A 23733-nucleotide genomic window follows, 5' to 3' on the forward strand; every position below is an offset into this window, starting at 1 on the left:
CCTATCGCCCCACCGCTTCCGCGCCGTTCAGCAGGATGGCCTGCAGCACCGCGGCCCCCTTCAGGAAATCCTCGAAGCCCATCGCTTCCCGCGGATTGTGGCTGCCATGCTCGTTGCGCACGAAGACCATGGCGGAAGGCACGCCCGCATTGGCGAAGATCGCGGCATCATGCCCCGCGCCGCTCGCCAGCACCTCATGCGCCATGCCGCCCGAATCGCACAAGCGTTTCGCCAGCGCCAGAAGCCGCGCATCCATCACCGCGGGCGGGGTCCGCACCGGCAGGCCGAGGTCGATCCGCACGCGCCGCTCCCGCGCGATCTCCAGCGCTTCGGCTTCCGCCAGGGCCTGGAAATCCTTCAGCGTCCGCTCGCTCTCGGACCGGTATTCCAGCGTGAAGCGCGCCTCCCCGGGCACGCGCGTCATCGCATGCTGCCTCGGATCCGTGGTCAGGATGCCGAAGGTCATCACCAGATCCTCGCCGCGTTCCAGCGCGTTCCGCCAGGTGGCGTCGAGGCGCATGGCGAAATCCGCCGTCGCCAGCACCGCGTCCCGCCGCAGCCAGCGCGGCACCGCGCCGGAATGCGCGGCCTCCCCGGTCGCGGTCGCATGCGGGTGGCGGTGGTTGCCGCGGATGCCGGAGACGAGGCCCACGGGCACGCCGCGCGCCACCATCACCGGCCCCTGCTCGATATGCAGCTCCACGAAGTGGGAGAGGGAGGCGGGATCGACCAGCCGCCTGCCGGCCGCGACGGACGCCACATCCGCCCCCTCCCGCGCCATGGCCGCACGCAAGGTGAGCGACGGGTCCTGCAGGCAGGCCAGCTCCATCCAGCCGGGCTCGAACAGCCCGAACAGGGCGGAGGAGCCGAGATAGGGCCGGCCATACCAGGCGCTCTCCTCGCCCCGCATCACGAACAGCACCAGGCTGCGCGCCCGTGGCCCCGCGCGCTGCGCCCCGAGCAGCGCCAGCAGCCCCGCGATCACCCCCGCCGCGCCATCGAAATTGCCGCCCTGCGGCACGCTGTCGAGGTGCGATCCGCAGGCCGCCGCGGGCAGGGACGGGTCCGTCCCTTCCAGCGTGATGACCAGGTTCGCCGCCGGATCCCACTCGCAGCGCAGCCCGGCGTCCCGCGCGATCGCCTCGATGCGCCGCATCGCCGCCGTCTCGCCGGCGCCATAGGTCTCCCGCGTGATGCCGGTGCCGTCGAAATGCGCCTCCCGCAGCGCGTCGAACAGCCCGCGCGCCAGGGCGGCAAGGTCGGGCGCGATGGCGGGCAGGGCGGTGTCCATCGCGGGATGCTGGCGCGCCACGCCGATCTGGGCAAGAACGGGGGACCCCTTGGCGGTGGCGCCGGGGCGGCCCACCATCACAGTCACACCGAACCGGGCGCTCCATGGACAACGACGAGTTCCTCATCCTCCGCAGCGGCGAAGCCACGGGCCTGGTGACGCCGGCGGAAGCGCTGGACGCCATCGAGGATGCCTGGCGGGACTACGCCACCCATCGCCAGGTGCTGTCCAACCCGCCCGCGCTCGGTCTTCAGGGACAGGATGCGCGCTTCAAGGTGAAGGGCGCGGTGCTGCCCGGCGCGGGGCTCGCGGGCTTCCGCATGATCGCGGATGCGCAGGCCGGCGCGCAGGACTGGTTCTGGCTGGCCGATGCCACCAGCGGCCGGCCGCTGGCGATGATGGACGAATACGGGCTGCACTGCCTGCGCACCGCGGCCACCGGCGCGCTGGCGGCCAGGATGCTCGCCCGCCCCGGCGCGACGCGCGCCGCGCTGATCGGCGCCGGGCGCATCGCCGCGCATGTCCCCGCCTGCCTCGCCGCCGCGCTGCCCGCCCTCACGGACCTCCATGTCGCGGCACGGCGCGCGGAGGCGGTGGAGGAGTTCGTCGCCAGGGCGCCGAAGGACCTCTCCCTCACGCTCCACGCCGCGCCCTCCATCGCGGAGGCGGTGCGCGATGCCGACATCGTCATCACCATCACCTCCGCCACCGAGGCCTTCCTCGACGCCTCCATGGTGAAGCCGGGCGCCACGGTGATCGGCCTCGGCGATGTGGAGTTGAACGCGGATCTGCTGGGCTGGGCCGACCGCTTCGTGGTGGACGACCTCGTCTTCGCGCTGACCATCGGCAATGTCGGCGCCTGGATCGGCAGCAAGGCCCTGACGGCGGAGGCGGTGACCGCGCGGCTCGATGCCGATGTGGGAGAGATCGTCGGCGGCATGAAGCCGGGCCGTGTGAAGGACGACGACAAGGTGCTGGCCATCATCCAGGGGATGGCGATCGGCGACCTGGCGCTGGCGGTGCTCGCCTGGCGCAAGGCGCGGCTGCGCCGGCTTGGCATCCGGGTGGGCCTTGGCGCCGCGCCCAACCCGCATCTCCGCGGCCCCACGCCGCGCCGGAACCGTGCCCTGCTGCGCTGAGGGTTGACTTCGCCGGGCCGCGCTAGAACATCCGGGCCTTGAACCAGCAGGGCCCAGCATGGACCTCGCCCCGGCCGCCTTTCCCGTGGCCGAACGCAATGCGGTGGTGATCGAGAGTGCCCCGGTGGGGCGCCGCTACCATCGCCTGCGCCTTGATGCGCCCGACCTCTCGGCTCTCAGCCGACCCGGGCAGTTCTTCCACCTGCTCTGCCGCGACGGCGCCGGCAGCGGGCCCTATCTGCGCCGGCCCATGAGCATCTGGCGCTGCGGCGCCGATGAACCGCTCGGCTTCCTCTTCCATGTGAAGGGCAGGGGCACCGCGGCGCTGGCGGCGCTGCGGGCGGGGGACCGGCTGTCCGTCGTCGGCCCGCTCGGCCAGGGTTTCACGCTCCACCCCTCCTGGCGGCGCATCCTGATCCTGGCGCGCGGCGTCGGCCTCGCCACGCTGGCGCCGCTGACGGAGGCCGCCGCGCGGATGGGCATCGCGGTGGAGGCGGTGCTGTCGGCGCGCGATCCCGCCGACCTGATGGCGGAGGAATTCGCGGGCCATTCCGGCGCGCATGTCTTCCCCGTGCTCGATGCCGATGGCAGCAGCGATCCCCTGGCCGTGGAGGCGCTGCTGCGCGCGCGGTTCGAGGCCGCGCGGCCGGACGCCGTCTTCACCTGCGGATCGAACCGCCTGCTGCTGCTGCTGCAACGGCTTTCGGCGGAATACGCCATCCCCGGCCAGGTGGCGCTGGAACAGCAGATGGGCTGCGGGCTCGGCATGTGCTTCTGCTGCGTGCGCCCGATCCGCGCGCCGGATGGCGGCACCGTCAACCTCCGCGTCTGCGCGGAAGGCCCGGTCTTCGACCTGCAGGCGGCGCTGGGATGGTAGACCTCGCCACCCGCATCGGCGCGATCACGCTGGCCAACCCCGTCATGCCGGCCTCGGGCACCTTCGGCCCGGAACTCGCGCAGGTCTTCGACCTGGATGCACTGGGCGCGCTGGTCACGAAATCCGTCACGCCGGAGCCCCGCGCCGGCAATCCCCTGCCGCGGCTCTGCGAGACGGAGGCCGGAATCCTCAATTCCATCGGCATCCCGGGCAAGGGGCTGGACCATTTCATCGCGCACGCCATCCCCGAATGGCGCCGCTTCCGCCCGCCGCTCATCGTCTCCCTCTCCGCCGGCACCAACGCCGCCTTCGCGGAGGCCGCCGCGCGCCTGGCCGAAACCCCCGGCATCGCGGCGATCGAGGCCAACATCTCCTGCCCCAATCTGGAGGAGGATGGCCGCGCCTTCGCGATGTTCCCGGAAAGTGCGGCCGCCGCCATCGCCGCCATGCGCGCGCGCTGCGCCCTGCCGATCTGGGCCAAGCTCTCCCCCAATACCGGCGATATCGCCGCGGTGGCGCGGGCGGTGGAGGAAGCCGGCGCGGACGCGATCGTCGTCGCCAACACCATCCTCGGCCTCGCCATCGATATCGAGACGGCGCGCCCCAGGCTCGGCGCCGGCATGGGCGGCTTCTCCGGCCCCGCCTTCAAGCCCATCGCGCTGCGCCTCACCTGGCAATGCGCCCAGGCCGTGCGCATCCCCTTGATCGGCGTGGGCGGCATCGCGACGGCGGAGGATGCGGTGGAGTTCATGATGGCCGGCGCCACTGCCGTGCAGATCGGCACCGCCAGCTTCGTCAGCCCGACGGCGATGATGCAGGTGATCGAGGGCCTGCGTGATTTCTGTACCCGCCGCGGTTTCACCCGCAGCGCCGACCTCACGGGCCTGGCGCTGCCGGGCCGTCGCCTGGCCGCCGAATAGCCACGGGTTGACAGGGCAGGGCGGCTTCCCCTGATAGTGCTTAGTCCTCGAAGGAATAAGCATCATGCTGCGCCAGGAGCAGAACGAGCTCGTCACCCGCACCGGCCCCGGCACGCCCATGGGGAAGCTCTTCCGCTCCTACTGGATTCCCGCGCTGCTGGCGGAGGAGTTGCCGGAAGACGGCTGCCCGCCCGTGCGCATCAAGCTGCTGTCCGAACGGCTGCTGGCGGTGCGGGACAGCGAGGGCCGCTACGGGCTGATCGACGAATTCTGCGCCCATCGCGGCGTCTCGCTCTGGTTCGGCCGGAACGAGGAAGGCGGCATCCGCTGCCCCTATCACGGCTGGAAATACGACGTGACCGGGCAATGCGTCGAAGTGCCCAGCGAGCCGGCGGAGAACGGCTTCTGCCAGAAGATCAAGCTCACCGGCTACAAGCTGGTGAAGATCGGCGACATCCTCTGGGCCTATATGGGCCCGGCGGAGAGCGAGCCGCCGCTGCCCGAATGGGAATTCGCCAAGGTCCCCGCCGCGCAGACCTTCACCAGCAAGCGGCTGCAGGAATGCAATTGGCTGCAGGCCATGGAAGGCGGCATCGATTCCTCCCACGTCTCCTGGCTGCACCGCGGCGCGCTGAATTCCGACCCGCTCTTCAAGGGCGCGAAAGGCAACCAGTACAACCTCAAGGACGCCAAGCCGGTCTTCGAGGTGGTGGAAGCGCCCGGCGGCCTCTACATCGGCGCCCGCCGCAACGCGGAGGATGGAAAGTACTACTGGCGCATCACGCCCTGGGTGATGCCGAGCTTCACCATGGTGCCGCCGCGCGGTGACCACCCCGTGCATGGCCATTTCTGGATTCCCATCGACGACGAGAATTGCTGGGCCTGGTCCTTCGACTACCACCCGACCCGCGCGCTGACGGAGCATGAACGCCAGGCGATGCTGGACGGCCACGGCATCCACGTCACCTACGTCCCCGGCACCTATCGCCCCGCCGCCAACAAGGACAATGACTACCTGATGGACCGCGCCGCGCAGAAGCGGGGCGATACCTATTCGGGTGTTGCCGGCATCGCCATGCAGGACGCCTCGCTCCAGGAAAGCATGGGCCCCATCGTGGACCGGACGAAGGAGAACCTGGTCTCCACCGACAACGGCATCATCATGGCCCGCCACCGCCTGATGCGCGCCGCGCGTGCGTTGGCGGAGAAGGGCGTGTTGCCGCCCGGCCGCGACGTGGCGCATCAGCGCGTCCGCTCCGCCGCCGTCATCCTGCCGCCGGACCAGGCCTTCAAGGACGCCGCGGCGGAGGATCTGAAGGTCCGCGAAGGCGTGAAGCAGTCCTCCGTCTGATGGAATCGCAATCGGCCCGCGCGACGACGGCGGCGGAATCCCGCTTCCGGATCGCCAACCCCAACTCCCTGCCGCGCACGACGGCGATCGTCCCGCTCGATCCCGCCGCCGCGGCGACGCTGACCGAATTGCGCGACGGCCCCTGGCAGCGCGCCATCTTCGTGGCGCTCGACCAGGGCGGCGACTGGATCGCGGAACTGCCCGCCCGCACCCGTGCGCTGGTCGAGGCGATCGAGGCCGCAAGCCTCGTCCTGCTGGTCGCCACCGCCGGCGCCGATGCGCGCGCGGCGGCGGTGGTGGCGGAGGCCGCGCAGGCACGGGGCCGCATGATCGCCGCCGTGGTGCTGGACAGCGGCGATGCCGATCCCGCCGCGCTGGAACGCAGCCTCGCCGCGCTCCGCCCCCATGCCGGGATGCTCGTGCTGGCCGATGGCACGGACTATGTGAGCGCGATGCTGGAGGCGCTGCGCGCGTGAGCCGCCGCATCGTCATCATCGGCGGTGGCCAGGCCGGCGGCCGCTTCGCGGAGGCGCTGCGCCGCGGCGGTTCTGACGCGCGTATCACCCTGCTCGCGGAGGAACCCCACGCCCCCTATGAACGCCCGCCGCTGTCGAAGGATGTGCTGGCGGGCAAGGCCGCGCCCGACACCACGCGCATCCCCGTCGATTGGGCGGCGCTCGGCATCGACATCCTCGAAGGCGTGCGCGCCGAAGCCATCGACCGCAGCGCGAAGCGCGTGCAGCCCGCCGGTGGCGCCGCGCCCATCCCCTACGACACACTCGTGCTGGCAACGGGCGCCCGCCCGCGCCGCCTGGCCGCGCTGACGGACCCGGACCTGCCGGTCTTCGCGCTGCGCAGCCTGGCCGATGCCGCGGCGCTGCGCGCCATCCTCACCCCCGGCCGCCGCATCCTGCTGGTCGGCGGCGGCGTCATCGGGCTGGAAGTCGCGGCGACGGCCGCCGCGCTCGGCGCGCATCCCATCGTGGTGGAGATGGCGCCCCGCCTGATGCCCCGCGGCTGCCCGCCTGCCATGGCGGACCGTCTGCTGGCCCTGCACCGTGACCGCGGCGTCGAAGTCCATCTCGGCACCGGCGTCATCGCCGTGGACTGGGCGGGCGCGGGCATCCTGGCGACGCTCGGCAACGGCGAACGCATCGAGGCCGATGGCATCGTGCTCGGCATCGGCGCCGCACCCGATGATGGCCTGGCCGCCGCCGCCGGGCTCCGCACCCAGGACGGCATCCTGGTCGATGGCCATGCGCGCAGCCTGGATGATCCGGACGTGCTCGCCATCGGCGATGTCGCCCGCCATCCCCTGCCGCGCTTCGGCGTGACGCTGCGCCAGGAAAGCTGGCGCCATGCGGAAGCCCAGGCGCGCCACGCCGCCGCCGCGCTGCTCGACCCCGCGCTGCCCGATTACGACGAGGTCCCCGGCTTCTGGTCCGACCAGCATGGCACGCGCCTGCTGGTGGAAGGCCTGCCCAGCGAGGGCCGGGAGATCCTACGCGCCAGCGCCATCGAATCCAGCTGGCACATCGCCCCCGATGGCCGCCTGGTCGGCGCCGCGACGATCGGCGACAGCAAGGCCATGGCCGTCGCGCGCCGCCTCATCGCCGCCGGCGCGCGGCCCGATCCCGCGCGCCTCGCCGACCCCGCCACCGACCTTCGCGCCCTGCTACGCTGACAACGGCCAGACCACGCCCCATGCAGGGCGCGGCGGCCCCGAGGAGAAACGTTCCATGCCCAGCCGTCGCGCGCTGCTCGCCACCGCGCTCGCCACCGCCGCCATCCCAGCCCGCGCGCAGGATGCTTGGCCCAGCCGCCCACTCCGGATCATCGCGCCCTTCGCGCCCGGCGGCAGCGCGGACACGCTCGGCCGCCTGGTCGCGCAGGAACTGCAGACCTCGCTCGGCCAGCCCGTCGTGGTGGAGAACCGCCCCGGCGCCGGCGGCGTGCTCGGCTCGCTCGCCGTCGCTCGCAGCGCGCCGGATGGCTACACCTTCGTCATCTCCGGCATCGCGAGCCATGTCGTGGCCCCCGCCATCAACAGCTCGGCCGGCTTCGACCCGGTGCGGGACTTCTCCCACATCGCCTTTCTCGGCGGCCCGCCCACGGTCTTCATCGTCAACAACAGCGTGCCCGCACGGACCCTCGCGGAGTTCGTGGCGCTCGCCCGCGGCGGGCAGCGCTTCGCCTTCGGCTCGCCCGGCGCCGGCACCCATGGCCACCTCTTCGGCATCGCCTTCATGAACACCGCGCGGATCGAGATGGACCACATTCCCTATCGCGGCGCCGGCGCCGCCATGGGCGACATCATCGGCGGCAGCGTGCCCGCGGGCTCCATCACCCTCTCCTCCGCCGCCGGCGCCATCCGTGGCGGCCAGGTGCGCGCCCTGGCGCTGACCACGCCGACCCGCCCCCGCAGCTTCCCGGACCTGCCGACCTTCAGCGAACAGGGTTTCCCCGAACTCTCCGCCATGACTTGGTTCGGCCTCTCCGGCCCCGCCGGCATCCCCGCGCCGATCGTGGAGCGCTTGAACCGGGAGACGGTCCGCGCCATGGCGCTGCCCCGCATTCGCGAAAGGCTGGAAGCGGATGCGACGGAGGCCGTATCCATGACCTCCGCCGAATACACCCGCTTCATCGAAACCGAGACCGCGCGCTGGGCCCCCATCGCCCGCGCCGCCGGCGTCCGCGCCGAATAGGAAAGCCCTGCCCATGCCCCTGCTGCCCCTCTGCCCCACCACCGACATCGCCGATGGCGAGGGCAAGCGCGTCGATTCCCCCGAAGGCGCCTTCGCCGTCTTCAACCTCGGCGGCGAGTTCTTCGTCCTCGACAACACCTGCACCCATGGCCCCGGCAACCTCGGCGACGGCTACGTCGAGAACGAGGAGGTGGAATGCGACTTCCACCAGGGCCGCTTCTCCATCCGCACCGGCGCCGCCACCGCCGCCCCCTGCATCGATCCCGTCCGAGTCTGGGATGTCGTGATCCAGGACGGCCACATCTGCATCGACCCCAAGGCCGGGCACTACGCCGTATGACACTACCTGTTCTCGCGATCGCGCTGGGCGACCCCGCCGGCATCGGCCCGGAACTCGCGCTGAAGGCCGCGCTGCATCCGCGCACGCGCGGCCTCTGCCGCCCGATCCTGGTCGGCGACCCCGGCGTCATCGCCATCCACGCCGCCGGCGCCGGCATCGACGCGCGGCTGGTCGAACACGCCAGCGCCGAGCACGCTGCCGCCGCCCCGGGCACGGTCGATGTCCTGCCCCGCCAGCACTTCGCCCCCGGCGAATTCGCGCTGTCCAGCGTCACGGCCCAGAATGGCCGCGCGGCGCTGGACAGCGCGAGTGCCGCCATCGCCGCCGCCCGCGCCGGCCAGGTTCACGCCGTGCTCGCGGCGCCGATGAACCAGACCGCCATCGCCGCCGCCGGCATCGCCTTCGACGGCTACCCCACCTTCGTCGCCCGCGAATGCGGGATGGCGGAGGAGGACGTCTTCCTCATGCTCTGCTTCGACACCACGCGCATCGTCCACATCACGCTGCACGTCCCCGTCGCCCGCGCCCTGCAACTCCTGACCCGGGATCGCATCACCGCCGCCATCCTCGCCGCCGACAACGCGCTCAAGCGCCTCGGCATCCCCCGCCCGAGGATCGCCGTCGGCGGCCTCAACCCGCACGCCGGCGAAGGCGGCCTCTTCGGCACGGAAGACGACACCATCACCACCCCCGCCATCGCCGCCGCCCGCGAAGCCGGGGCCGATGTCGACGGCCCCTTCGGCGCCGACACCATGTTCCACAAGCCCGGCTACGACGCCTTCACGGTCATGCTGCACGACCAGGGCCACATCGCCGCCAAGATGGTCGCGGCCCACCGTACCGCCGGCCTCACCATCGGCGCCCCCGTCCTCTTCTCCTCCGTCGCCCACGGCTCCGGCCACGACATCGCCGGCCGCGGCCAGGCGAACCCGACCGCGATGATCGAAGCGGTGGCGCGGCTGTGCGGGGCGGGGTGATGGGCTTTCCGGGGCGGCGCTTGTGATTCCTGGAGAGGGGCTGCTCGCCCCTCTCCAGACCTCTCCCCCGCCAGGGGCGTCGCGCCCCTGGACCGCGAGGCTATCAGTGGAGTGAGGGAGGGGCGCCGCACGACCGCTGGCCCGAAACGCGCGTCGTGCCCCTCCCTCACTCCACTGATCTCATGGGTTCCCAAGGGCCCGCTGGCCCTTGGCAGGGAAGGGGTATCGGGGAAGGGACAGCGTCCCTTCCCCGGGCCACCAGCACGTGCCCCGGAGCGCCCCTCGCCCCACCCCCGCACAGCCGTGCTACACGCTTCCGGTCATGGCGATCGATTTCCTCGGGCTGGAGGCGTTCCTGTCGATTGCGGAGCGGGGGTCGTTCCGCAAGGCGGCGGCGCATCTGAACCTGTCGCAGACGGCCTTGTCCCATCGCATCCGCAAGTTCGAGGAGGGGCTGGGCCTGCGTCTGTTGGCGCGCACGACGCGGCAGGTGACCTTGACGCCGGCGGGGTTGGACCTGGTGGCGCGGGCGCGGGCGCCGGTGGAGGCGTTGAACACGGCGGTGGCGGAGTTGCGCGCGGGGGCCGGGGCGGCGCAGCAATCCGTCACGATCGGCTGCCTGCCGACGATCGCGGTGCATCACGTGCCGCGGCTGCTGGCTGATTTCAGCGCGGCCCATCCCGCCGTCACGGTGAAGGTCTTCGACAATTCCGCGAGCGAGATCGCGGAGCGTGTCGCGCGGGGCGAGGCCGAGTTCGGCATCACCATCGTCTCCGCCAATCGCTGGGACCTGGATATCGTGCCGCTGATGGCGGAGGCCTTCGTCCTCGCCTGTCCCGTCGCGCATGCCTTCGCGCAGCGCCCGCACCTCGCCTGGGCGGACCTCGAGGGCCAGCCGCTCGTCCGCGTCGCGCCCCATACCGGCAACCGTGCTTTGCTGGATGAGGCGCTGGGCGCGCGGCGGGAGGCGATGGACTGGCGCTATGAGGTCCAGCACCTCGCCACCGCCATCAGCATGGTGGAGGCCGGCATCGCGCTGGCGGTGGTGCCGCGCCTGGCTGTCGATGCCGCCGGCACCGCGGGTGTGGTCGCCGTGCCCTTGCGCGACCCCGCGGTGGTGCGGCGCCTCGGCGTCGTCTCCCGCCGCGGCGTGCCGCTCTCCCCGGCCGCGGAGGCCCTGCTCGCTTTGTTGAGGCAGCGCTTCAGGCCGGCGCCCCCGGCGCGGGCACGCAGGGCCGGCTGACCCCATTCATGCACATCCCCGCATAATCCCACCGTTCTTTCCATTTGTCGCATGACGCCGGCTGGCTCATATGCGCGCCAATCGGCTCACCCAGGGGAAACGCATGCCCAAGACCGGATTCGTCGTCACCGCCCATCCCGGCGATTTCGTCTGGCGTGCCGGCGGCGCCATCGCCCTGCATGCGAAGCGCGGCTGGCGGGTGAAGATCCTCTGCCTCTCCTTCGGGGAGCGGGGCGAGAGCCAGTTCGCCTGGAAGGATCCCGCGGCGACGCTGGAATCCGTGAAGGAGGCCCGCAAGAAGGAAGCCGAGGCCGCTGCCGCCGTGCTGGGCGCGGAGATCGAGTTCATGGATGCCGGCGATTATCCGCTGGTGACCACGCCGGCGATGATGGACCGCGCCATCGACCTGTTCCGCGAACTCAACCCCGCCTGGGTGCTGACGCACTCCCTCAACGACCCCTACAACCTCGACCACCCGGAGGCGACGCGCTTCGCCCAGGCCGCGCGCATCGTGGCGCAGGCCATGGGCCACAAGCCCGGCCCCGGCTACAGCTATGCCGCGCCGCCGGTCTTCCTGTTCGAGCCGCACCAGCCCGAGCAATGCGGCTTCCAGCCCAACGTCATCCTCAACATCGACGAGGCCTGGGACACCAAGCGGAAGGCCTTCGAATGCCTGCCCGCGCAGAAGCATCTCTGGGCCTATTACGAGCGCGTCGCGCTGAACCGCGGCATGCAGGGCGGCCGCAACTCCGGCAAGGCGATGACCTATGGGGAGGCCTATCAGCGCCTCTTCCCCTCCATCCTGGACGAGCTGGCGTAATCATCGTGGAGGAACTGCAAGGCTGGGTGGGCCGCGCGCGGGAGGTGGCGGACGAGATGTCCGCCCCTGCCGCGCGGCGCATGGCCGCGATGCTGGACCAGGCGGCGCCGGATCTTTCGCCCGGTGCCGCCGTGCCGCCCTTCTGGCTTGCGATCCTCTTCGACGATGCGCAGCCGCAATCGCGCCTCGGCGCCGATGGCCATCCCGAGAAGGGCGAGTTCCTGCCGCCGGTGCCGCTGCCGCGCCGCATGCTGGCCGGGCGGCGGCTGCGCTACCTCTCGCCGCTCCGCATCGGCCAGCCCCTGACACGGAAGTCCGAAATCACCGCCATCACGCCGAAGGAAGGCCGCAGCGGGAAACTCTGCTTCGTCACCGTCCTGCACACCGTCACCGGCCCCGATGGCGTGGTGGCGACGGAGGAGCAGGATATCGCCTATCGCGAAGCCTCGACCGGTGGCGGGGCCACGAAGCCGGAGGCGCCTGCGCCGAAGCCCGATGCCGCCTGGCGCGTGCCGTTCAACCCTGATCCCGTGCTGCTCTTCCGCTACTCCGCGCTCTGCTACAACGGCCATCGCATCCACTACGACGTGGACTATGCCCGCGATGCGGAAGGCTATCCCGGCCTGGTCGTGAATGGCGGGCTCAGCACCACCATGCTGCTCGATGCCGCGATGAAGCAGGCGCCCGGCGCCACGCTCCACAGCGCCGATGTCCGCACCATGCGGCCTTTGACCTGCAACCGCCCCGCGACGCTGGCAGGCACCGCGCCCGACGAACAGGGCAGCCGCACCCTCTGGGTGGAGGACGAGACCGGCGCCATGGCGCTGCGCATCCAGGCGAGGATTTCGTAACGTGGCAGGCCCCCTCGACGGACTCCGCGTCCTCGACCTCTCCTCCGTCGTCGTCGGCCCCGTCTGCACCGGCGTGCTGGCGGAGCAGGGGGCGGAAATCATCAAGCTCGAAAGCCCGGAAGGCGACCTGCTGCGCAAGCTCGGCGGCAAGGGGCGCAATCCCGGCATGGCCGGCAAGTTCCTGAACTTCAACCGCGGCAAGCGGTCGATCTGCCTCGACCTCAAGCACCCGCGCGCGAAGGACGTGCTGCGCCGCATCGCGCTGCGCTGCGACATTCTGGTCACCAACATCCGCCCCGACGCGCAGAAGCGCCTCGGCGTCGATGCGGCGACCATGGCGGAGGCCGCGCCGCGCCTGATCCACTGCTCCATCGTGGGCTTCGGCACGGATGGCCCCTATGCCGGCAAGCCCGCCTACGACACGGTCATCCAGGGCGTCTCCGGCGTCGCCGGCTGCTTCGAGGCCAGCACGGGCGAACCGCGCTACGTCCCCATGCTGGTCGCCGACCATGTCTGCGGGCTGATCGCCGCGCAGCAGATCGGCTTCGCGCTGTATCGGCGGGAGAAGACGGGCCGCGGCGAAAGCCTCGAGATCCCGATGTTCGAGAACATGGCCGGCTTCGTGCTGCAGGAACACCTGGGCGCCATGTCCTTCCGCCCGGCGCTCGGCGTGCCCGGCGATCTCCGCGTGCTGAGCCCGGAGGCGCGGCCGCTGAAGACGCAGGATGGCTATATCTGCGTCTCCGCCAACACGGATGCGCAGGCGCATGGCTTCTTCGATGCCATCGGCCGGCCGGAACTGAAGACCGATCCGCGCTTCGCCACCGTCACGGCGCGCACCGCGAACACCAAGGACTACTTCGCGCTGCGCGCCACCGCGCTAACGGGCAGGCCCACCGCCGAATGGCTGGACCTCTTCACGCGCTACGACGTGCCGGCCATGCCCTACAACACCATCGAGAGCCTGCTGACCGATCCGCATCTGCGCGCGACGGGCATGGTGCGGGAGGAGGAGCATCCGACCGAGGGCCCCACCTTCGCCATCGGCGCGCCCAACAAGCTCTCCGGCGGCATGGCGCCACCCTTGCCGGCCGCGCCCCGCCTCGGCGCCGATGGCCCCGCCATCCTCGAAGCCGCGGGCTTCTCGGCTGATGAGATCACGGAACTCGCGCAGCACGGTGCGCTGAAAACAACAACGGGAGAAACACCATGAACCGCCGCACGCTCCTCACCGCCGCCACCGCGCTGCTCGCCGCGCCGCGCCTGGCTGTCGCTCAGGGCAATTGGCCGGACCGCCCCGTCCGCGTCATCGTGCCCTTCACGCCGGGCGGCAGCACGGACATCCTGGCCCGCGCCATCGCGGCGGAACTCCAGGAAGTCTTCGGCCAGCCCTTCGTGATCGAGAATCGCGGCGGCGCCGGCGGCACCGTGGGGTCGGAAGTCGTCGCCCGCTCCGCCCCCGATGGCTACACCATCATGATGGGCCATATCGGCACGCTGGCCGTGAACCCCTCGCTCTATCGCGGCCTCAGCTTCGATCCCGCCACGGCCTTCGCACCGATCGGCCTGATGGCCATCGTGCCGAATGTCCTGATCGTGAACCCGCGCAAGGTCGCGGCCAACAACATCCAGGAACTCATCGCGCTGCTGAAGGCGCGTCCCAACGCCTTCACCTACGGCTCCGGCGGCAACGGCTCCGCCGCCCATACCGCCATGGTCGCCTTCTGCCAGGCGACGGGGACGGAGATGGAGCACATCCCCTATCGTGGCACCGGCCCGATGATGAACGACCTCATCGCCGGCACCATCGACATGACGCTGACCGGCGGCCCCGCCGCGCTGCCTGCCGCGCGCAACAACCTGGTGAAGGCGCTCGGCGTCTCCTCGCTGCGGCGCCTCTCCTCCGCGCCCGAGATCCCGACCATCGCGGAGCAGGGCGTCGCGGGCTTCGACGCCACGCAATGGTACGGCCTCGTCGCCCCCGCCGGCACGCCCCGCGCGATCATCGACCGGATCAACGAAGCGCATAACCGCATCCTGAACGGGCCCCGGCTCCGCCCCCGCCTGGAAGCGGAAGGCGCCGACGCCGCCCCTGGCACCCCCGAGGAATATCGCGACCTCATCGCCCGCGAGCGCACCCGCTGGGGTGAGCTGATCCGCGCCACCAACATGCGTGCGGATTGAGGGGAGGGACCACCACCATGACGCATCCTATCCTCCGCCGCAGCCTGCTCGGCGCCGCCCTCGCGCTGCCCGCCATCGGCACCTCGCGTGCCCAGGCCGCCTGGCGGCCCGACCGCCCCATCCGCATGGTGGTCCCCTTCGCCGCCGGCGGCGTCGCGGACCTCACGGCGCGGGCGGTCGCGAGCCGCATCGCGGAGCGTCTCGGCCAGCCCGTCGTCATCGACAACCGTCCGGGCGCCGGCGGCATCGTTGCCGGCCAGCAGGTGATGAGCGCGCCCGCCGATGGCCACACGCTGCTCGTCGCCTCCAACGGCACCGCCATCAGCCGCGCGCTGTTCCGGCAGCTGCCCTTCGATCCGCTGCGGGACTTTGCGCCGGTGGTCACCATGGGCGCCTTCCCCATCGCCGTGGTGAATGCGCCCAACTCGCCGGACGCCAGCATCGGCGCCCTGCTGGCGCGGCTCCGCGCCAATCCCGGCCGGCTCAACATCGGCACGATCAGCGCGGGCAGCACGCAGAACCTCTCGGCGGAGCTGTTCAAGATCCGCACCAATACGCGCTTCGAGACCATCGCCTTCCCCGCCACGCCCCAGCTGATGACGGCGCTGCTGCGCGGCGATGTCGATGCGGCCTTCGAGATCACGGGGCCCATCGCCGGCCAGGTCGCCTCCGGCGCCATCCGCGTGCTGGCGACGACGGCCGCGACCCGCGCGCCGACTCTGCCCGATGTGCCGACGCTGACGGAGGCCGGCGTGCCCGACTATGACGTCGCCAGCTGGAACGCCATCGTCGCCCGCACCGGCACGCCGGCCGAGGCCATCGCCGCCATCAACGCCGCGGTGAACGAGGCGCTGTCGAGCGGCGACCTTCGCCAGGCGCTGACGCAGGTCGGCGTGGAGCCGCGCGGCGGCACCGTCCAGGCCATGGGCCAGCTGCTGGCGGCCGACACCGCGCGCTGGGCCGAAGTGATCGAGAAGGCAGGAATCGAACGCCAGTGAGCACGCGCCAAATCCCGACCTGCAAGGGCCCGGACCCCGATACGCGCACGCCGCGCCTGGTGCTGCCGCCCGGCGCCGTCGATGCCCATTGCCACGTCTTCGGCCCCGGCGACGTCTTCCCCTATGCCGCGGACCGCGCCTATACGCCGCCCGATGCGCCCTATGAGGGGCTGGTCGCGCTGCACCGGAAGCTCGGCGTTTCCCGCGCCGTCATCGTCCACGCCTCCTGCCACGGCAGCGACATGACGGTGACGCTGGACGGCATCGCGCGGTCCAACGGCGCCATGAAGGGCGTGGCCGTCGTCGATCCCGGCGTGACGGATGCGGAACTCGCGAGGCTGGACGCCGGCGGCATCCGCGGCGTGCGCTTCAACTTCGTGAAGCATCTCGGCGGCATGCCGGACATGGCCTTCTTCCAGCGCGTGCTGGCGCAGGTGGAGCCGCTCGGCTGGCATGTCGTGCTGCACCTCGATGCGCAGGACATCGTGCCGCTGGCGCCGGTCATCTCCGCCATCCGCGTGCCGTTCGTCATCGACCATATGGGCCGCGTGAAGGCGAAGGACGGCGTCGATCAGCCCGCCTTCCGCCAGTTGCTGGACCTCATGAAGAACCCGCTGGCCTGGGTGAAGATCTGCGGGTCGGAGCGTGTGTCCTCCGCCGGCGCCCCCTTCACCGATGCCGTGCCCTTCGCCCAGGCGCTGCTGGCCGCCGCGCCGGATCGCTGCCTCTGGGGCACGGACTGGCCGCATCCGAACATCGCCGGCGACATGCCCAACGACGGCGACCTGGTCGACCTGCTCGGCGCCATGACCGACGACGCTGGCCTGATCAAGCGCGTGACGGTGGACAACCCCGACCGCCTCTACTGGGCGCGGTAGGCGCCCCGGCGGGGGAGGGGCGACCTACCCCCGCTGATACCGCCGCGGCGGCGCCTTCATCTCCGCCATGGTGATCACGGGATGCGGCCCCGGGTTCCGCCGCCACATCGACCAGTTCAGCACGCAGGCGAAGGTCACCCAGGCGAGGTAGGGCACCATCAGCCAGGCCGCCGTCGCGCTCACGGGCGCGAAGGTCACGACGCAAGCGAGGATGGAGGCCCAGAGCGCGACCGCCTCCGCGAGTGCGAGCCCCAGCCGCCGCACGCCGAAGAACAGCACGGACCACAGCGCGTTCAGCACCAGCTGCACCGCCCAGATGCCGAGGGCGAGCTGGAAGCCCTCCACCCGCCAGACCAGCCAGGCCGCCACCGCGATCATGATGTAGAGAAGCGACCAGGCGACCGGGAAGGCCCAGTCCGGCGGTAGCCAGGATGGCCGGTCCAGCCGGTCATACCACTCCCCCGGCTTGAAGATCGCGCCGGTGCAGGCCGCCGCGAAGCAGACCGCGAAGAAGCCCAGCAGGGCGAAGGTCGAATGCCAATCCATGCCCGGGACATGGGCGCATGGCGCACCCATGTCCACAACAAAGGGCGCTCAGCTCACCTTCAGTCCCGCCGCCTCGATCACCCGTGACCATTTCGCATTCTCGGCGCGGACGAAGTCGCCGAAGGGCCCGGGCTCCAGCTGGAAGGCGCGGCACCCATTGTCGCTGAGCTGCTGGACCACCTGCGGCGTCTCCGTCGCCCGCTTCAGCGCGGCCGAGAGCCTGGCCACCACCGGCGCCGGCATCCCCGCCGGCCCGACGATCCCCCACCAGGGGGCGGCGGTGAAGCCGGGCAGCGCGGCCTCCCCGATCGTCGGCACGTCGGGCGCCTGCGCCGCGCGCACGCCCGTCGTCACCGCCAGCGCCTGGATGCGGCCGGCCCGCACATTCTCCTGCACCGTGGAGAAGGCGTCGAAGTAGTAGTCGAGCCGCCCGCCGACCAGATCCGCCGTCGCCTGCGCCGAACCGCGATAGGGCACATGCGTCGCCTGGATGCCGGCGGCGCTGTTGAAGGCCTCCGCCGTCAGGTGGCTGGTCGATCCCTGGCCGGAGGAGGCGTAGTTCAGCTTCCCGGGATTGGCCTTCGCATGGTCGATGAAGCCGCGCAGCGTCGTCGGCAGCCCGGTCCGCGTGACCAGCGCGAAGGGCCCGTCGCCGATCGGGCCGATGAAGCTGAAGTCGCGGTCGGGGTTCCAGGGCGTGTCGCGCTCGATCAGCGGGCGATAGAAGGACCCCGCGCCGGCGATCAGGATGGAATAGCCATCGGGCGGCGATTTGGTGACGTTCTCCGTCCCGATCGCGCCACCCGCCCCGGCGCGGTGGTCATAGACCAGCGCCTGGCCGAGATGCGGCACCATCGCATCGCCCACGATCCGCGCGATGTTGGCCGTGGCGCCGCCCGGCGGCCAGGGGATGACGAAGCGGATGGGCCGCGTCGGCCAATTGTCCTGCGCCAGGGCTGGCGCCGCCAGCACCCCCGCGCCGGCCGCCAGCAGCATGCGTCGCGTCGTCATCCCAGCAGACTCCCTCTGTCCGGAAGGCATGTTGCGCGATGCAGCATGAAGCCCGCAACATGTCCGGACCAATCCGGAAGAAACGCATGCAGCCGACCCTCCATCTTGGAAGTGCCTGGTCGTCCTCCTGGTCGATCGTGGGATGGATGGCCTGCCGGCTCGGCGGACTCGAGGTCGCGGAGAACCGCATCTTCCTCTCCCGCCCCGATTCGCCGCCGAAGCTGAAGGCGATCTCGCCTTCCGGCCGAGTCCCCGCCCTGCATGTGGACGGGCCAGGGGGAACCATGGTGCTGTGGGACAGCCTGGCCATCGCGGAATGGCTGTGGGAACGCGATCCGACTTGCGCCATCTGGCCGAAGGACCCCGTGAAGCGCGCCTATGCCCGCTGCGTCGCCGCCGAGGTCCACAGCCATTTCGACGATGTCCGCAACGGCCTGCCGATGAACCTCATCAAGCGCTGGCCGATCCGCGATGGCCTGCCTTCCAACGTGAAGCTGATGGCCCGCCCCGGCGTCCGCGCCGGCACCGACCGGATGGAGGCGATGTGGCGCGACGCCCGCGCCCGCTATGGCGGCCCCTACATCGTGGGCGACGAGTTCTGCTTCGCCGACGCCGCCTTCGCGCCCATGTGCAGCCGCTACATCACCTATGGGGTCGAACTGGCCCCCGACAGCATGGACTTCATCGCCAGCGCCATGGAAAGCCCCCTGATGCGCGAATGGCGCGCCCGGGCGGAGCGGGAGGCCGATGAGGTCGGCCGCGACATCGTCATGGCTTCGCCCTGATGACGCCGATCGATCCCGCGCTGGTCGCGCAGCTTTCCGCCGTCGCGGTGCCGACGCTCTCCGCCATGCTCTATGCGCGGGGCCTCCGCACCCGCTTCCTGCACGGCATCGTGCCGGCGAACCCGGCCGCCGCCCGCCTCATCGCCCCCGCCGTCACCATCCGCGCCATCCCGGTGCGGGAGGATCTGCGCGATGCCGTGCTGAAGGGCGAGGCGCCAAACCTCCATCGCCGCTTCCTGTCGGAGGTGCCGCCCGGCGCGGCGGTGGTCTTCGCCACCGGCGGCGCCGCCCATACCTCCGTGCTCGGCGACATCATCGCCATGGCGATGCACCGCAAGGGCGTGGCGGGCATGGTGGTCGATACCGGCGTCAGCGACCTGCCGACCGTCGCGGCCATGGAGTTTCCGGTCTTCCATGGCGGCGGCTCCGCCCCCGTGCCCTCCGGCGCCGCGGTCATGGTGGTGGACCGGGACCTGCCGGTCTCGATCGGCCCCGTCGCCATCTTCCCCGACGACATCATGGTGGGCGATGCCTCCGGCGTGATCTGCATCCCCCGCGCCATCGCCGCCGAGATCGCGGCCGAGGCGGTGGAGAAGGAGAAGCTGGAGGCCTGGATCCTGGAGGAGATCGCGCGGGGCGCGCCGCTGGAGGGCACCTACCCCCCCGATGCCGCCACCAAGGCCCGCTACAAGGCCGCGACCGGGGGGTAGCCTACCCCATGCAGCGCACGAACAGGGTGGAGGGATGGGCAATCTCCCCCACCTCCGCCGCCGTGCGCACGGGCTGTTCCGCCAGCGTCGGGTTCACGCCATTGGCGCGGAGGAAGGCCAGCGCCTCCGTCCCCTTCACCGCGAAGTTCACGTTCTGCGGGATGTCGCCCGTGCGCTGCGCGATCCGCTGCGCATTGAGCTTGGAGACGATGACGCCCACCACCTGGCCCGACATGTCGAGCAGCGGCCCGCCCGAATTGCCGGGCTGCACCGGCGCGCTGATCTGGTACTGCCGCTGGTTGTCCGCGAGCCCCGCCAGCGCCGAGATCTCCCCGGTCGTCAGCGTCGGCCCGGAGGAGAGCAGCCCCGCCAGCGGGAAGCCGTAGGTCACAACGCCCTCGCCCCGGCGGACATTCACGTCGCGGCGAAAGGGCAGGGGAGGTCCCGCATCCGCCGGCACCTCGACCAGCGCCAGGTCGCGGTCGCGATCGCTGGTGATGACACGGGCCGGACGGTCGGCGCCGCCGGGCACCCGCACCTGCACGCTGCGGCATCCCTCGATGACGTGGTGATTGGTCAGCGCGCGCCCGGACGCCACGACGAAGCCGGTGCCGGAGGACACCATGCGTCCCGGCCCCGTCCCGGGCTGCGGCGCCCCCGGCTTGCCCGGAACGCCGGCCTGCGGGCCGGGCGGCAGCGGCGGCGGCTTGGTCGTCGGCAATGGCGGGAACTGCGTCTGCGGCCCGCCACCCCCGGCCGGCGGCGGCTTGCCCTGCCCCATCGCATCCCCCCCGGCGATCAGTCCGAGGAGCAGGGCGGGCAGCAGGGCGATGCGGCGGTGCATGATGCGGGAAGGATGGGGGCGCGTACCGGCCCCGGTCAACCATGCCGAAACAGCACGAAATGCTCATGCCAGGCTATAGACCCGCACCAGCACCGCCATCCTCGGCCGCAGGCTGTGCAGCGTGCCGACGAAGGCCAGGCGGTTCAGCCAGGCATGCGGGCCGTCGGGCGCCGTCACCTCGATGGTCGAGAAGCGATAATCCTCCCCGCCCTGGACCGGGGCCACCACCACCTTGTTCAGCACCGTGATGATGGCGCCGTCCTCCGCCTGCATCTCATAGAGCGCCTCCAGCCGCCGCACGCCGTCGCGCCGCACCAGCTGCCGGTCCGCCCCGCCGGGCAGCACGCGGCCGCGGATGCGCGGGCCGGCGAAGACGCCGCCGGTGATCGGCACCATCCGCCGCTCGCCGAGCGGGCCCTCCCCCATGGCCAGCGTCGGCGCCAGCTCCACCAGCGCCTCCCAGACGAACTCGCTGCGGGGCAGCACCAGCGGCACGTTGGGTTCCAGGGGGCCCGACCCTTGCGCCAGCGCCGTCCCGGCTGCCAGCATCCCGACCGCGCCGAGCGCCCCGCGCCGCGTGACCTTGCCGTCCATCGTCACCCTCCCTTCGCCGGTCGCATCAGGAAATCCTGGCGCCGGCCCGCTTGATTGTTATAGACCATAATCATCAAGTGACCGGCGCGCCAAGCGCCGCGTGAGGGGAGGGCCCGCCACCATGATGTCCCGCCACGCCAGGCTGCTGGGATCGGCGCTCGCGCTGACCGGCGCCTTCGGCAGCGCCGCGCTCGCGCAGACCCGCGCCTGCGCCGACCTCACCGGCCTCGCCCGCCCCGACCTCCGCATCACGCGCGCCGAGGCCATCCCCGCCGGCACCCTGCCCACCGAGAATCGCGGCCGTGCCGCGCTCGCCGGTCCCGACCGCGCGCCCATGCCCGCGCATTGCGTGGTGGAAGGCATGATCGCGCCCCGTACCGGCGTCGGCGGCGTGAGCTTCGGCACCGGCTTCCAGCTCCGCCTGCCCGATGACTGGAACGGCAGGCTGCTCTTCCAGGGCGGCGGCGGGATGGATGGCGTGGTGGTGGAGGCGACGGGCGTCATCCCCATTGCCGGCGCCACCGCCGCCCCCGCCCTGATGCGGGGCTACGCCACCGTCTCCACCGATGCCGGCCACCAGGGGCGGGACACGCGGGACGCGACCTTCGGCCTCGACCAGCAGGCCCGCTACGACTACGCCCAGGGCGCCGTCCCGGCGGTGACGCGGGAGGCGACCTCGATCCTCGCCAGCCGCTACGGCCGCGCGCCGGAACGCCGCTACTTCATGGGCTGCTCCAATGGTGGCCGGCAGGGGATGCTGGCGGCGCAGCGGGACCCGCTGCTGTTCGACGGCATCGTCGCCGGCAATCCCGGTTTTCGTCTCAGCCGCGCCGCCGTCGCCCAGGCCTGGGACGTGCAGGCGCTGCTGCGCGCGGCACCCCGGGACGCGGAAGGCCAGCCCGTGCTGGCGGCCTCCCTCACCCCCGCCGACATGACGCTGGTCGCCAATGCCGTGCTGGAATCCTGCGACGGCGCCGATGGCCTCCGCGACGGGCTGATCCAGGCCCCCGCTTCCTGCCGCTTCGACCCGGCATCGCTCCGCTGCCCGACGGCGGAGAAGACCGCCACCTGCCTGGCGCCCGCGCAGGTGGAGGCGCTGCAGACCGTCTTCGGCGGCGCCCGCAACAGCCGGGGCGAGGCCATCTATGCCAGCTGGCCCTGGGATGCCGGCATCGCCGCCCCGGGCTGGCGCGCCTGGAAGCTCGGCACGTCGCAGACCGGGCGCCCCAACGCGCTGAACGCGACGCTCGCCGCCTCCTCCCTCGGCTATTTCTTCCTGACGCCGCCGCGGCCCGACCTCGACCTGCTCGCCTTCGACTTCGACCGCGACACGCCGCTGACCGCGGAGACCGCCGCGATCAACGACGCCACGGGGACGATGCTGTCGAGCTTCGCGCATCGCGGATCGCGCCTGCTGGTCTTCCACGGCAACAGCGACCCGGTCTTCTCGGCCCTCGACATCACCGCCTATTGGGACCGCCTGGCGCGGGACAATGGCGGGGCGGAGTCGCTCGGTGCCTTCGCGCGCCTGTTCATGGTGCCCGGCATGGCCCATTGCGGCGGCGGCCCGGCCATGGAGGATTTCGACCCCCTGGCCGCGCTGGAAGCCTGGGTCGAACGGGGCGAGGCGCCGGCGCGCATCGTCGCCCGCGGCGCGTCCTTCCCCGGCCGCACCCGGCCGCACTGCCCCTACCCGCAGCAGGCGCACTACACCGGGGGAGACCCGGAGCGCGCCGAGAGCTTCGAGTGCCGCGCGCCGTGAGGGGCCCGGCGCCCCGGGGCACCATGCCTTCGGATGGTTCCATCCGAACCCATCAGCGGGGCGCCGTCGGTTCGGGCCGCCGATGGACGGCGATCAGGCATTCCGCATGGCCCTCATGCAGCGCCGGCACGTCCCGCAGCAGCCCGCCGGCGGAGAGCATGTTGGGGTAGATGCCGCGCAGCACCTGGCGGCCTTCCTCATCGACATGCCGCCTCGGGCTGTGGCCGCTGGCGTAGCAGTTCCAGCTTCCCCCGGCCGCGCCGCCATCGAAATGCGGCGCGTCATGCAGCGCCTGCCGCCCCGGTGCCCGGGTGATCATGCCGGGGCCGGCGGGCAGCCCAGCCCCCGTTCCCGCGGCGGGCTGGATGGTCACGGTCGGCGTCGTGCCCGGCGCACCGACCCCGGAGCCCGGCCGCGGCCGCGCCACCATCGGTCCCTGCATCACCAGCACCTGCTGGGGACCTTGGAGCGGCGGAACGGCGATCGGCACCGCCATGGCGGTCGCGCCCGGCGGCACCTGCCCGGGCGGCTGCGCGACCACGCCCGGCCGCTGCGGCTGCGGCGGCACGGCGATGGGCACGGCATTCACCGTCGCGCCCGGCGGCACCTGCGCCGGCGGCTGCGCGACCACGCCCGGCCGCTGCGGCTGCGGCGGCACGGCAATGGGCACGGCATTCACCGTCGCGCCCGGCGGTACCTGCCCCGGCGGCTGCGCGACCACGCCCGGCCGCTGCGGTTGCGGCGGCACGGCAATGGGCACGGCATTCACCGTCGCGCCCGGCGGTACCTGCCCCGGCGGCTGCGCGACCACGCCCGGCCGCTGTGGCCGCGGCGGCACGGCGATGGGCACGGCATTCACCGTCGCGCCCGGCGGCACCTGCGCCGGCGGCTGCGCGACCACGCCCGG

24 protein-coding genes and 1 pseudogene are annotated in these 23733 nt (G+C 72.0%); 19 read left to right on the top strand and 6 right to left on the bottom strand.

Annotated features, from left to right (window positions below; all coding sequences use genetic code 11):
• Position 1 precedes the first annotated feature (1 nt).
• Entirely contained in the window at positions 2 to 1369 is a 1368-nt protein-coding gene (locus G3576_RS23915) for a Zn-dependent hydrolase (protein ID WP_235952394.1), read from the bottom strand.
• A 26-nt stretch (positions 1370 to 1395) separates the two neighbouring features.
• On the opposite strand from G3576_RS23915, the gene G3576_RS23920 reads away from it, so the two are divergent.
• The 16 genes from G3576_RS23920 to G3576_RS23995 all read left to right on the top strand — a co-directional run bounded on the left by G3576_RS23920 (position 1396) and on the right by G3576_RS23995 (position 16574).
• Positions 1396 to 2430, top strand: coding sequence for an ornithine cyclodeaminase family protein (locus tag G3576_RS23920; RefSeq protein ID WP_164696989.1), 1035 nt, complete (start codon positions 1396 to 1398; stop codon positions 2428 to 2430).
• Between the two features lie 58 nt (positions 2431 to 2488).
• Positions 2489 to 3307: a dihydroorotate dehydrogenase electron transfer subunit gene (locus G3576_RS23925; RefSeq protein WP_164696990.1), complete on the top strand. Its 819-nt coding sequence runs from the start codon at positions 2489 to 2491 to the stop codon at positions 3305 to 3307.
• Positions 3301 to 4227, top strand: a complete 927-nt coding sequence (locus G3576_RS23930) for a dihydroorotate dehydrogenase (RefSeq protein ID WP_164696991.1) — start codon at positions 3301 to 3303, stop codon at positions 4225 to 4227. Before G3576_RS23925 ends, G3576_RS23930 begins: the two co-directional genes overlap by 7 nt.
• Before the next feature lie 64 nt (positions 4228 to 4291).
• A complete protein-coding gene (locus G3576_RS23935) occupies positions 4292 to 5578 on the top strand; it encodes an aromatic ring-hydroxylating dioxygenase subunit alpha (RefSeq protein WP_164696992.1) in 1287 nt (428 codons plus the stop codon).
• Positions 5578 to 6054 carry a hypothetical protein gene (locus G3576_RS23940; RefSeq protein WP_164696993.1) on the top strand — a complete coding sequence of 159 codons (477 nt, stop codon included), beginning with the start codon at positions 5578 to 5580 and terminating at the stop codon, positions 6052 to 6054. Before G3576_RS23935 ends, G3576_RS23940 begins: the two co-directional genes overlap by 1 nt.
• Positions 6051 to 7262, top strand: coding sequence for an NAD(P)/FAD-dependent oxidoreductase (locus G3576_RS23945; RefSeq protein ID WP_164696994.1), 1212 nt, complete (start codon positions 6051 to 6053; stop codon positions 7260 to 7262). Before G3576_RS23940 ends, G3576_RS23945 begins: the two co-directional genes overlap by 4 nt.
• Before the next feature lie 55 nt (positions 7263 to 7317).
• Positions 7318 to 8283 (top strand): Bug family tripartite tricarboxylate transporter substrate binding protein, encoded by a 966-nt coding sequence (locus G3576_RS23950; protein WP_164696995.1) that lies wholly within the window; start codon positions 7318 to 7320, stop codon positions 8281 to 8283.
• Positions 8284 to 8296: 13 nt separating this feature from the next.
• Positions 8297 to 8623, top strand: coding sequence for a non-heme iron oxygenase ferredoxin subunit (locus G3576_RS23955; RefSeq protein WP_164696996.1), 327 nt, complete (start codon positions 8297 to 8299; stop codon positions 8621 to 8623).
• Positions 8620 to 9600 (top strand): PdxA family dehydrogenase, encoded by a 981-nt coding sequence (locus G3576_RS23960; RefSeq protein ID WP_164696997.1) that lies wholly within the window; start codon positions 8620 to 8622, stop codon positions 9598 to 9600. Before G3576_RS23955 ends, G3576_RS23960 begins: the two co-directional genes overlap by 4 nt.
• A 322-nt stretch (positions 9601 to 9922) precedes the next feature.
• A complete protein-coding gene (locus G3576_RS23965) occupies positions 9923 to 10843 on the top strand; it encodes a LysR family transcriptional regulator (protein ID WP_164696998.1) in 921 nt (306 codons plus the stop codon).
• A gap of 103 nt (positions 10844 to 10946) precedes the next feature.
• Positions 10947 to 11663, top strand: coding sequence for a PIG-L deacetylase family protein (locus G3576_RS23970; protein ID WP_164696999.1), 717 nt, complete (start codon positions 10947 to 10949; stop codon positions 11661 to 11663).
• 5 nt (positions 11664 to 11668) lie between these two features.
• On the top strand, positions 11669 to 12514 hold the full coding sequence (locus tag G3576_RS23975) for an FAS1-like dehydratase domain-containing protein (protein WP_164697000.1): 846 nt from the start codon (positions 11669 to 11671) through the stop codon (positions 12512 to 12514).
• A gap of 1 nt (position 12515) precedes the next feature.
• Entirely contained in the window at positions 12516 to 13727 is a 1212-nt protein-coding gene (locus G3576_RS23980; protein WP_164697001.1) for a CaiB/BaiF CoA transferase family protein, read from the top strand.
• On the top strand, positions 13724 to 14698 hold the full coding sequence (locus tag G3576_RS23985; protein WP_164697002.1) for a Bug family tripartite tricarboxylate transporter substrate binding protein: 975 nt from the start codon (positions 13724 to 13726) through the stop codon (positions 14696 to 14698). Before G3576_RS23980 ends, G3576_RS23985 begins: the two co-directional genes overlap by 4 nt.
• A gap of 17 nt (positions 14699 to 14715) precedes the next feature.
• Positions 14716 to 15696 carry a Bug family tripartite tricarboxylate transporter substrate binding protein gene (locus tag G3576_RS23990; protein ID WP_164697003.1) on the top strand — a complete coding sequence of 327 codons (981 nt, stop codon included), beginning with the start codon at positions 14716 to 14718 and terminating at the stop codon, positions 15694 to 15696.
• The gene (locus G3576_RS23995; protein ID WP_328729706.1) at positions 15693 to 16574 is read left to right on the top strand and encodes an amidohydrolase family protein; all 882 of its coding nucleotides are present in this window, start codon (positions 15693 to 15695) and stop codon (positions 16572 to 16574) included. The genes G3576_RS23990 and G3576_RS23995 overlap by 4 nt, the downstream gene beginning before the upstream one ends.
• 24 nt (positions 16575 to 16598) lie before the next feature.
• On the opposite strand, the gene G3576_RS24000 is transcribed toward G3576_RS23995, so the two are convergent.
• On the bottom strand, positions 16599 to 17120 hold the full coding sequence (locus G3576_RS24000) for a TspO/MBR family protein (RefSeq protein ID WP_164697004.1): 522 nt from the start codon (positions 17118 to 17120) through the stop codon (positions 16599 to 16601).
• 48 nt (positions 17121 to 17168) lie between these two features.
• Positions 17169 to 18131, bottom strand: coding sequence for a Bug family tripartite tricarboxylate transporter substrate binding protein (locus tag G3576_RS24005; protein WP_164697005.1), 963 nt, complete (start codon positions 18129 to 18131; stop codon positions 17169 to 17171).
• 86 nt (positions 18132 to 18217) lie between these two features.
• Here G3576_RS24005 and G3576_RS24010 point away from each other — a divergent pair, with 86 nt between their 5' ends.
• Complete coding sequence (locus G3576_RS24010) at positions 18218 to 18916, top strand: glutathione S-transferase family protein (RefSeq protein WP_164697006.1); 699 nt, start codon at positions 18218 to 18220, stop codon at positions 18914 to 18916.
• A complete protein-coding gene (locus tag G3576_RS24015; RefSeq protein ID WP_164697007.1) occupies positions 18916 to 19626 on the top strand; it encodes an RraA family protein in 711 nt (236 codons plus the stop codon). The genes G3576_RS24010 and G3576_RS24015 overlap by 1 nt, the downstream gene beginning before the upstream one ends.
• A 1-nt stretch (position 19627) precedes the next feature.
• Here the strand turns inward: G3576_RS24015 and G3576_RS24020 are convergent, their stop codons facing one another.
• Entirely contained in the window at positions 19628 to 20470 is an 843-nt protein-coding gene (locus G3576_RS24020) for a S1C family serine protease (protein ID WP_164697008.1), read from the bottom strand.
• 63 nt (positions 20471 to 20533) lie between these two features.
• Positions 20534 to 21064 (bottom strand): DUF3237 domain-containing protein, encoded by a 531-nt coding sequence (locus tag G3576_RS24025; protein ID WP_164697009.1) that lies wholly within the window; start codon positions 21062 to 21064, stop codon positions 20534 to 20536.
• A 121-nt stretch (positions 21065 to 21185) separates the two neighbouring features.
• On the opposite strand from G3576_RS24025, the gene G3576_RS24030 reads away from it, so the two are divergent.
• Positions 21186 to 22826, top strand: a complete 1641-nt coding sequence (locus G3576_RS24030) for a tannase/feruloyl esterase family alpha/beta hydrolase (protein ID WP_164697010.1) — start codon at positions 21186 to 21188, stop codon at positions 22824 to 22826.
• Between the two features lie 52 nt (positions 22827 to 22878).
• Here the strand turns inward: G3576_RS24030 and G3576_RS24035 are convergent.
• Positions 22879 to 23733: pseudogene (locus G3576_RS24035) on the bottom strand (hypothetical protein); the annotation flags it as partial.

The organism is Falsiroseomonas algicola (assembly GCF_011040385.1).
Classification (GTDB): domain Bacteria; phylum Pseudomonadota; class Alphaproteobacteria; order Acetobacterales; family Acetobacteraceae; genus Falsiroseomonas; species Falsiroseomonas algicola.

Excerpts from the sequence above, each read along its gene's own strand:
- G3576_RS23915 (WP_235952394.1), bottom strand. The coding sequence starts at position 1,369 with ATGGTGGGCCGCCCCGGCGCCACCGCCAAGGGGTCCCCCGTTCTTGCC.
- G3576_RS23920 (WP_164696989.1), top strand. The coding sequence starts at position 1,396 with ATGGACAACGACGAGTTCCTCATCCTCCGCAGCGGCGAAGCCACGGGC.
- G3576_RS23925 (WP_164696990.1), top strand. The coding sequence starts at position 2,489 with ATGGACCTCGCCCCGGCCGCCTTTCCCGTGGCCGAACGCAATGCGGTG.
- G3576_RS23930 (WP_164696991.1), top strand. The coding sequence starts at position 3,301 with ATGGTAGACCTCGCCACCCGCATCGGCGCGATCACGCTGGCCAACCCC.
- G3576_RS23935 (WP_164696992.1), top strand. The coding sequence starts at position 4,292 with ATGCTGCGCCAGGAGCAGAACGAGCTCGTCACCCGCACCGGCCCCGGC.
- G3576_RS23940 (WP_164696993.1), top strand. The coding sequence starts at position 5,578 with ATGGAATCGCAATCGGCCCGCGCGACGACGGCGGCGGAATCCCGCTTC.
- G3576_RS23950 (WP_164696995.1), top strand. The coding sequence starts at position 7,318 with ATGCCCAGCCGTCGCGCGCTGCTCGCCACCGCGCTCGCCACCGCCGCC.
- G3576_RS23955 (WP_164696996.1), top strand. The coding sequence starts at position 8,297 with ATGCCCCTGCTGCCCCTCTGCCCCACCACCGACATCGCCGATGGCGAG.
- G3576_RS23960 (WP_164696997.1), top strand. The coding sequence starts at position 8,620 with ATGACACTACCTGTTCTCGCGATCGCGCTGGGCGACCCCGCCGGCATC.
- G3576_RS23965 (WP_164696998.1), top strand. The coding sequence starts at position 9,923 with ATGGCGATCGATTTCCTCGGGCTGGAGGCGTTCCTGTCGATTGCGGAG.
- G3576_RS23970 (WP_164696999.1), top strand. The coding sequence starts at position 10,947 with ATGCCCAAGACCGGATTCGTCGTCACCGCCCATCCCGGCGATTTCGTC.
- G3576_RS23985 (WP_164697002.1), top strand. The coding sequence starts at position 13,724 with ATGAACCGCCGCACGCTCCTCACCGCCGCCACCGCGCTGCTCGCCGCG.
- G3576_RS23990 (WP_164697003.1), top strand. The coding sequence starts at position 14,716 with ATGACGCATCCTATCCTCCGCCGCAGCCTGCTCGGCGCCGCCCTCGCG.
- G3576_RS24000 (WP_164697004.1), bottom strand. The coding sequence starts at position 17,120 with ATGGATTGGCATTCGACCTTCGCCCTGCTGGGCTTCTTCGCGGTCTGC.
- G3576_RS24005 (WP_164697005.1), bottom strand. The coding sequence starts at position 18,131 with ATGACGACGCGACGCATGCTGCTGGCGGCCGGCGCGGGGGTGCTGGCG.
- G3576_RS24010 (WP_164697006.1), top strand. The coding sequence starts at position 18,218 with ATGCAGCCGACCCTCCATCTTGGAAGTGCCTGGTCGTCCTCCTGGTCG.
- G3576_RS24015 (WP_164697007.1), top strand. The coding sequence starts at position 18,916 with ATGACGCCGATCGATCCCGCGCTGGTCGCGCAGCTTTCCGCCGTCGCG.
- G3576_RS24020 (WP_164697008.1), bottom strand. The coding sequence starts at position 20,470 with ATGCACCGCCGCATCGCCCTGCTGCCCGCCCTGCTCCTCGGACTGATC.
- G3576_RS24025 (WP_164697009.1), bottom strand. The coding sequence starts at position 21,064 with ATGGACGGCAAGGTCACGCGGCGCGGGGCGCTCGGCGCGGTCGGGATG.
- G3576_RS24030 (WP_164697010.1), top strand. The coding sequence starts at position 21,186 with ATGATGTCCCGCCACGCCAGGCTGCTGGGATCGGCGCTCGCGCTGACC.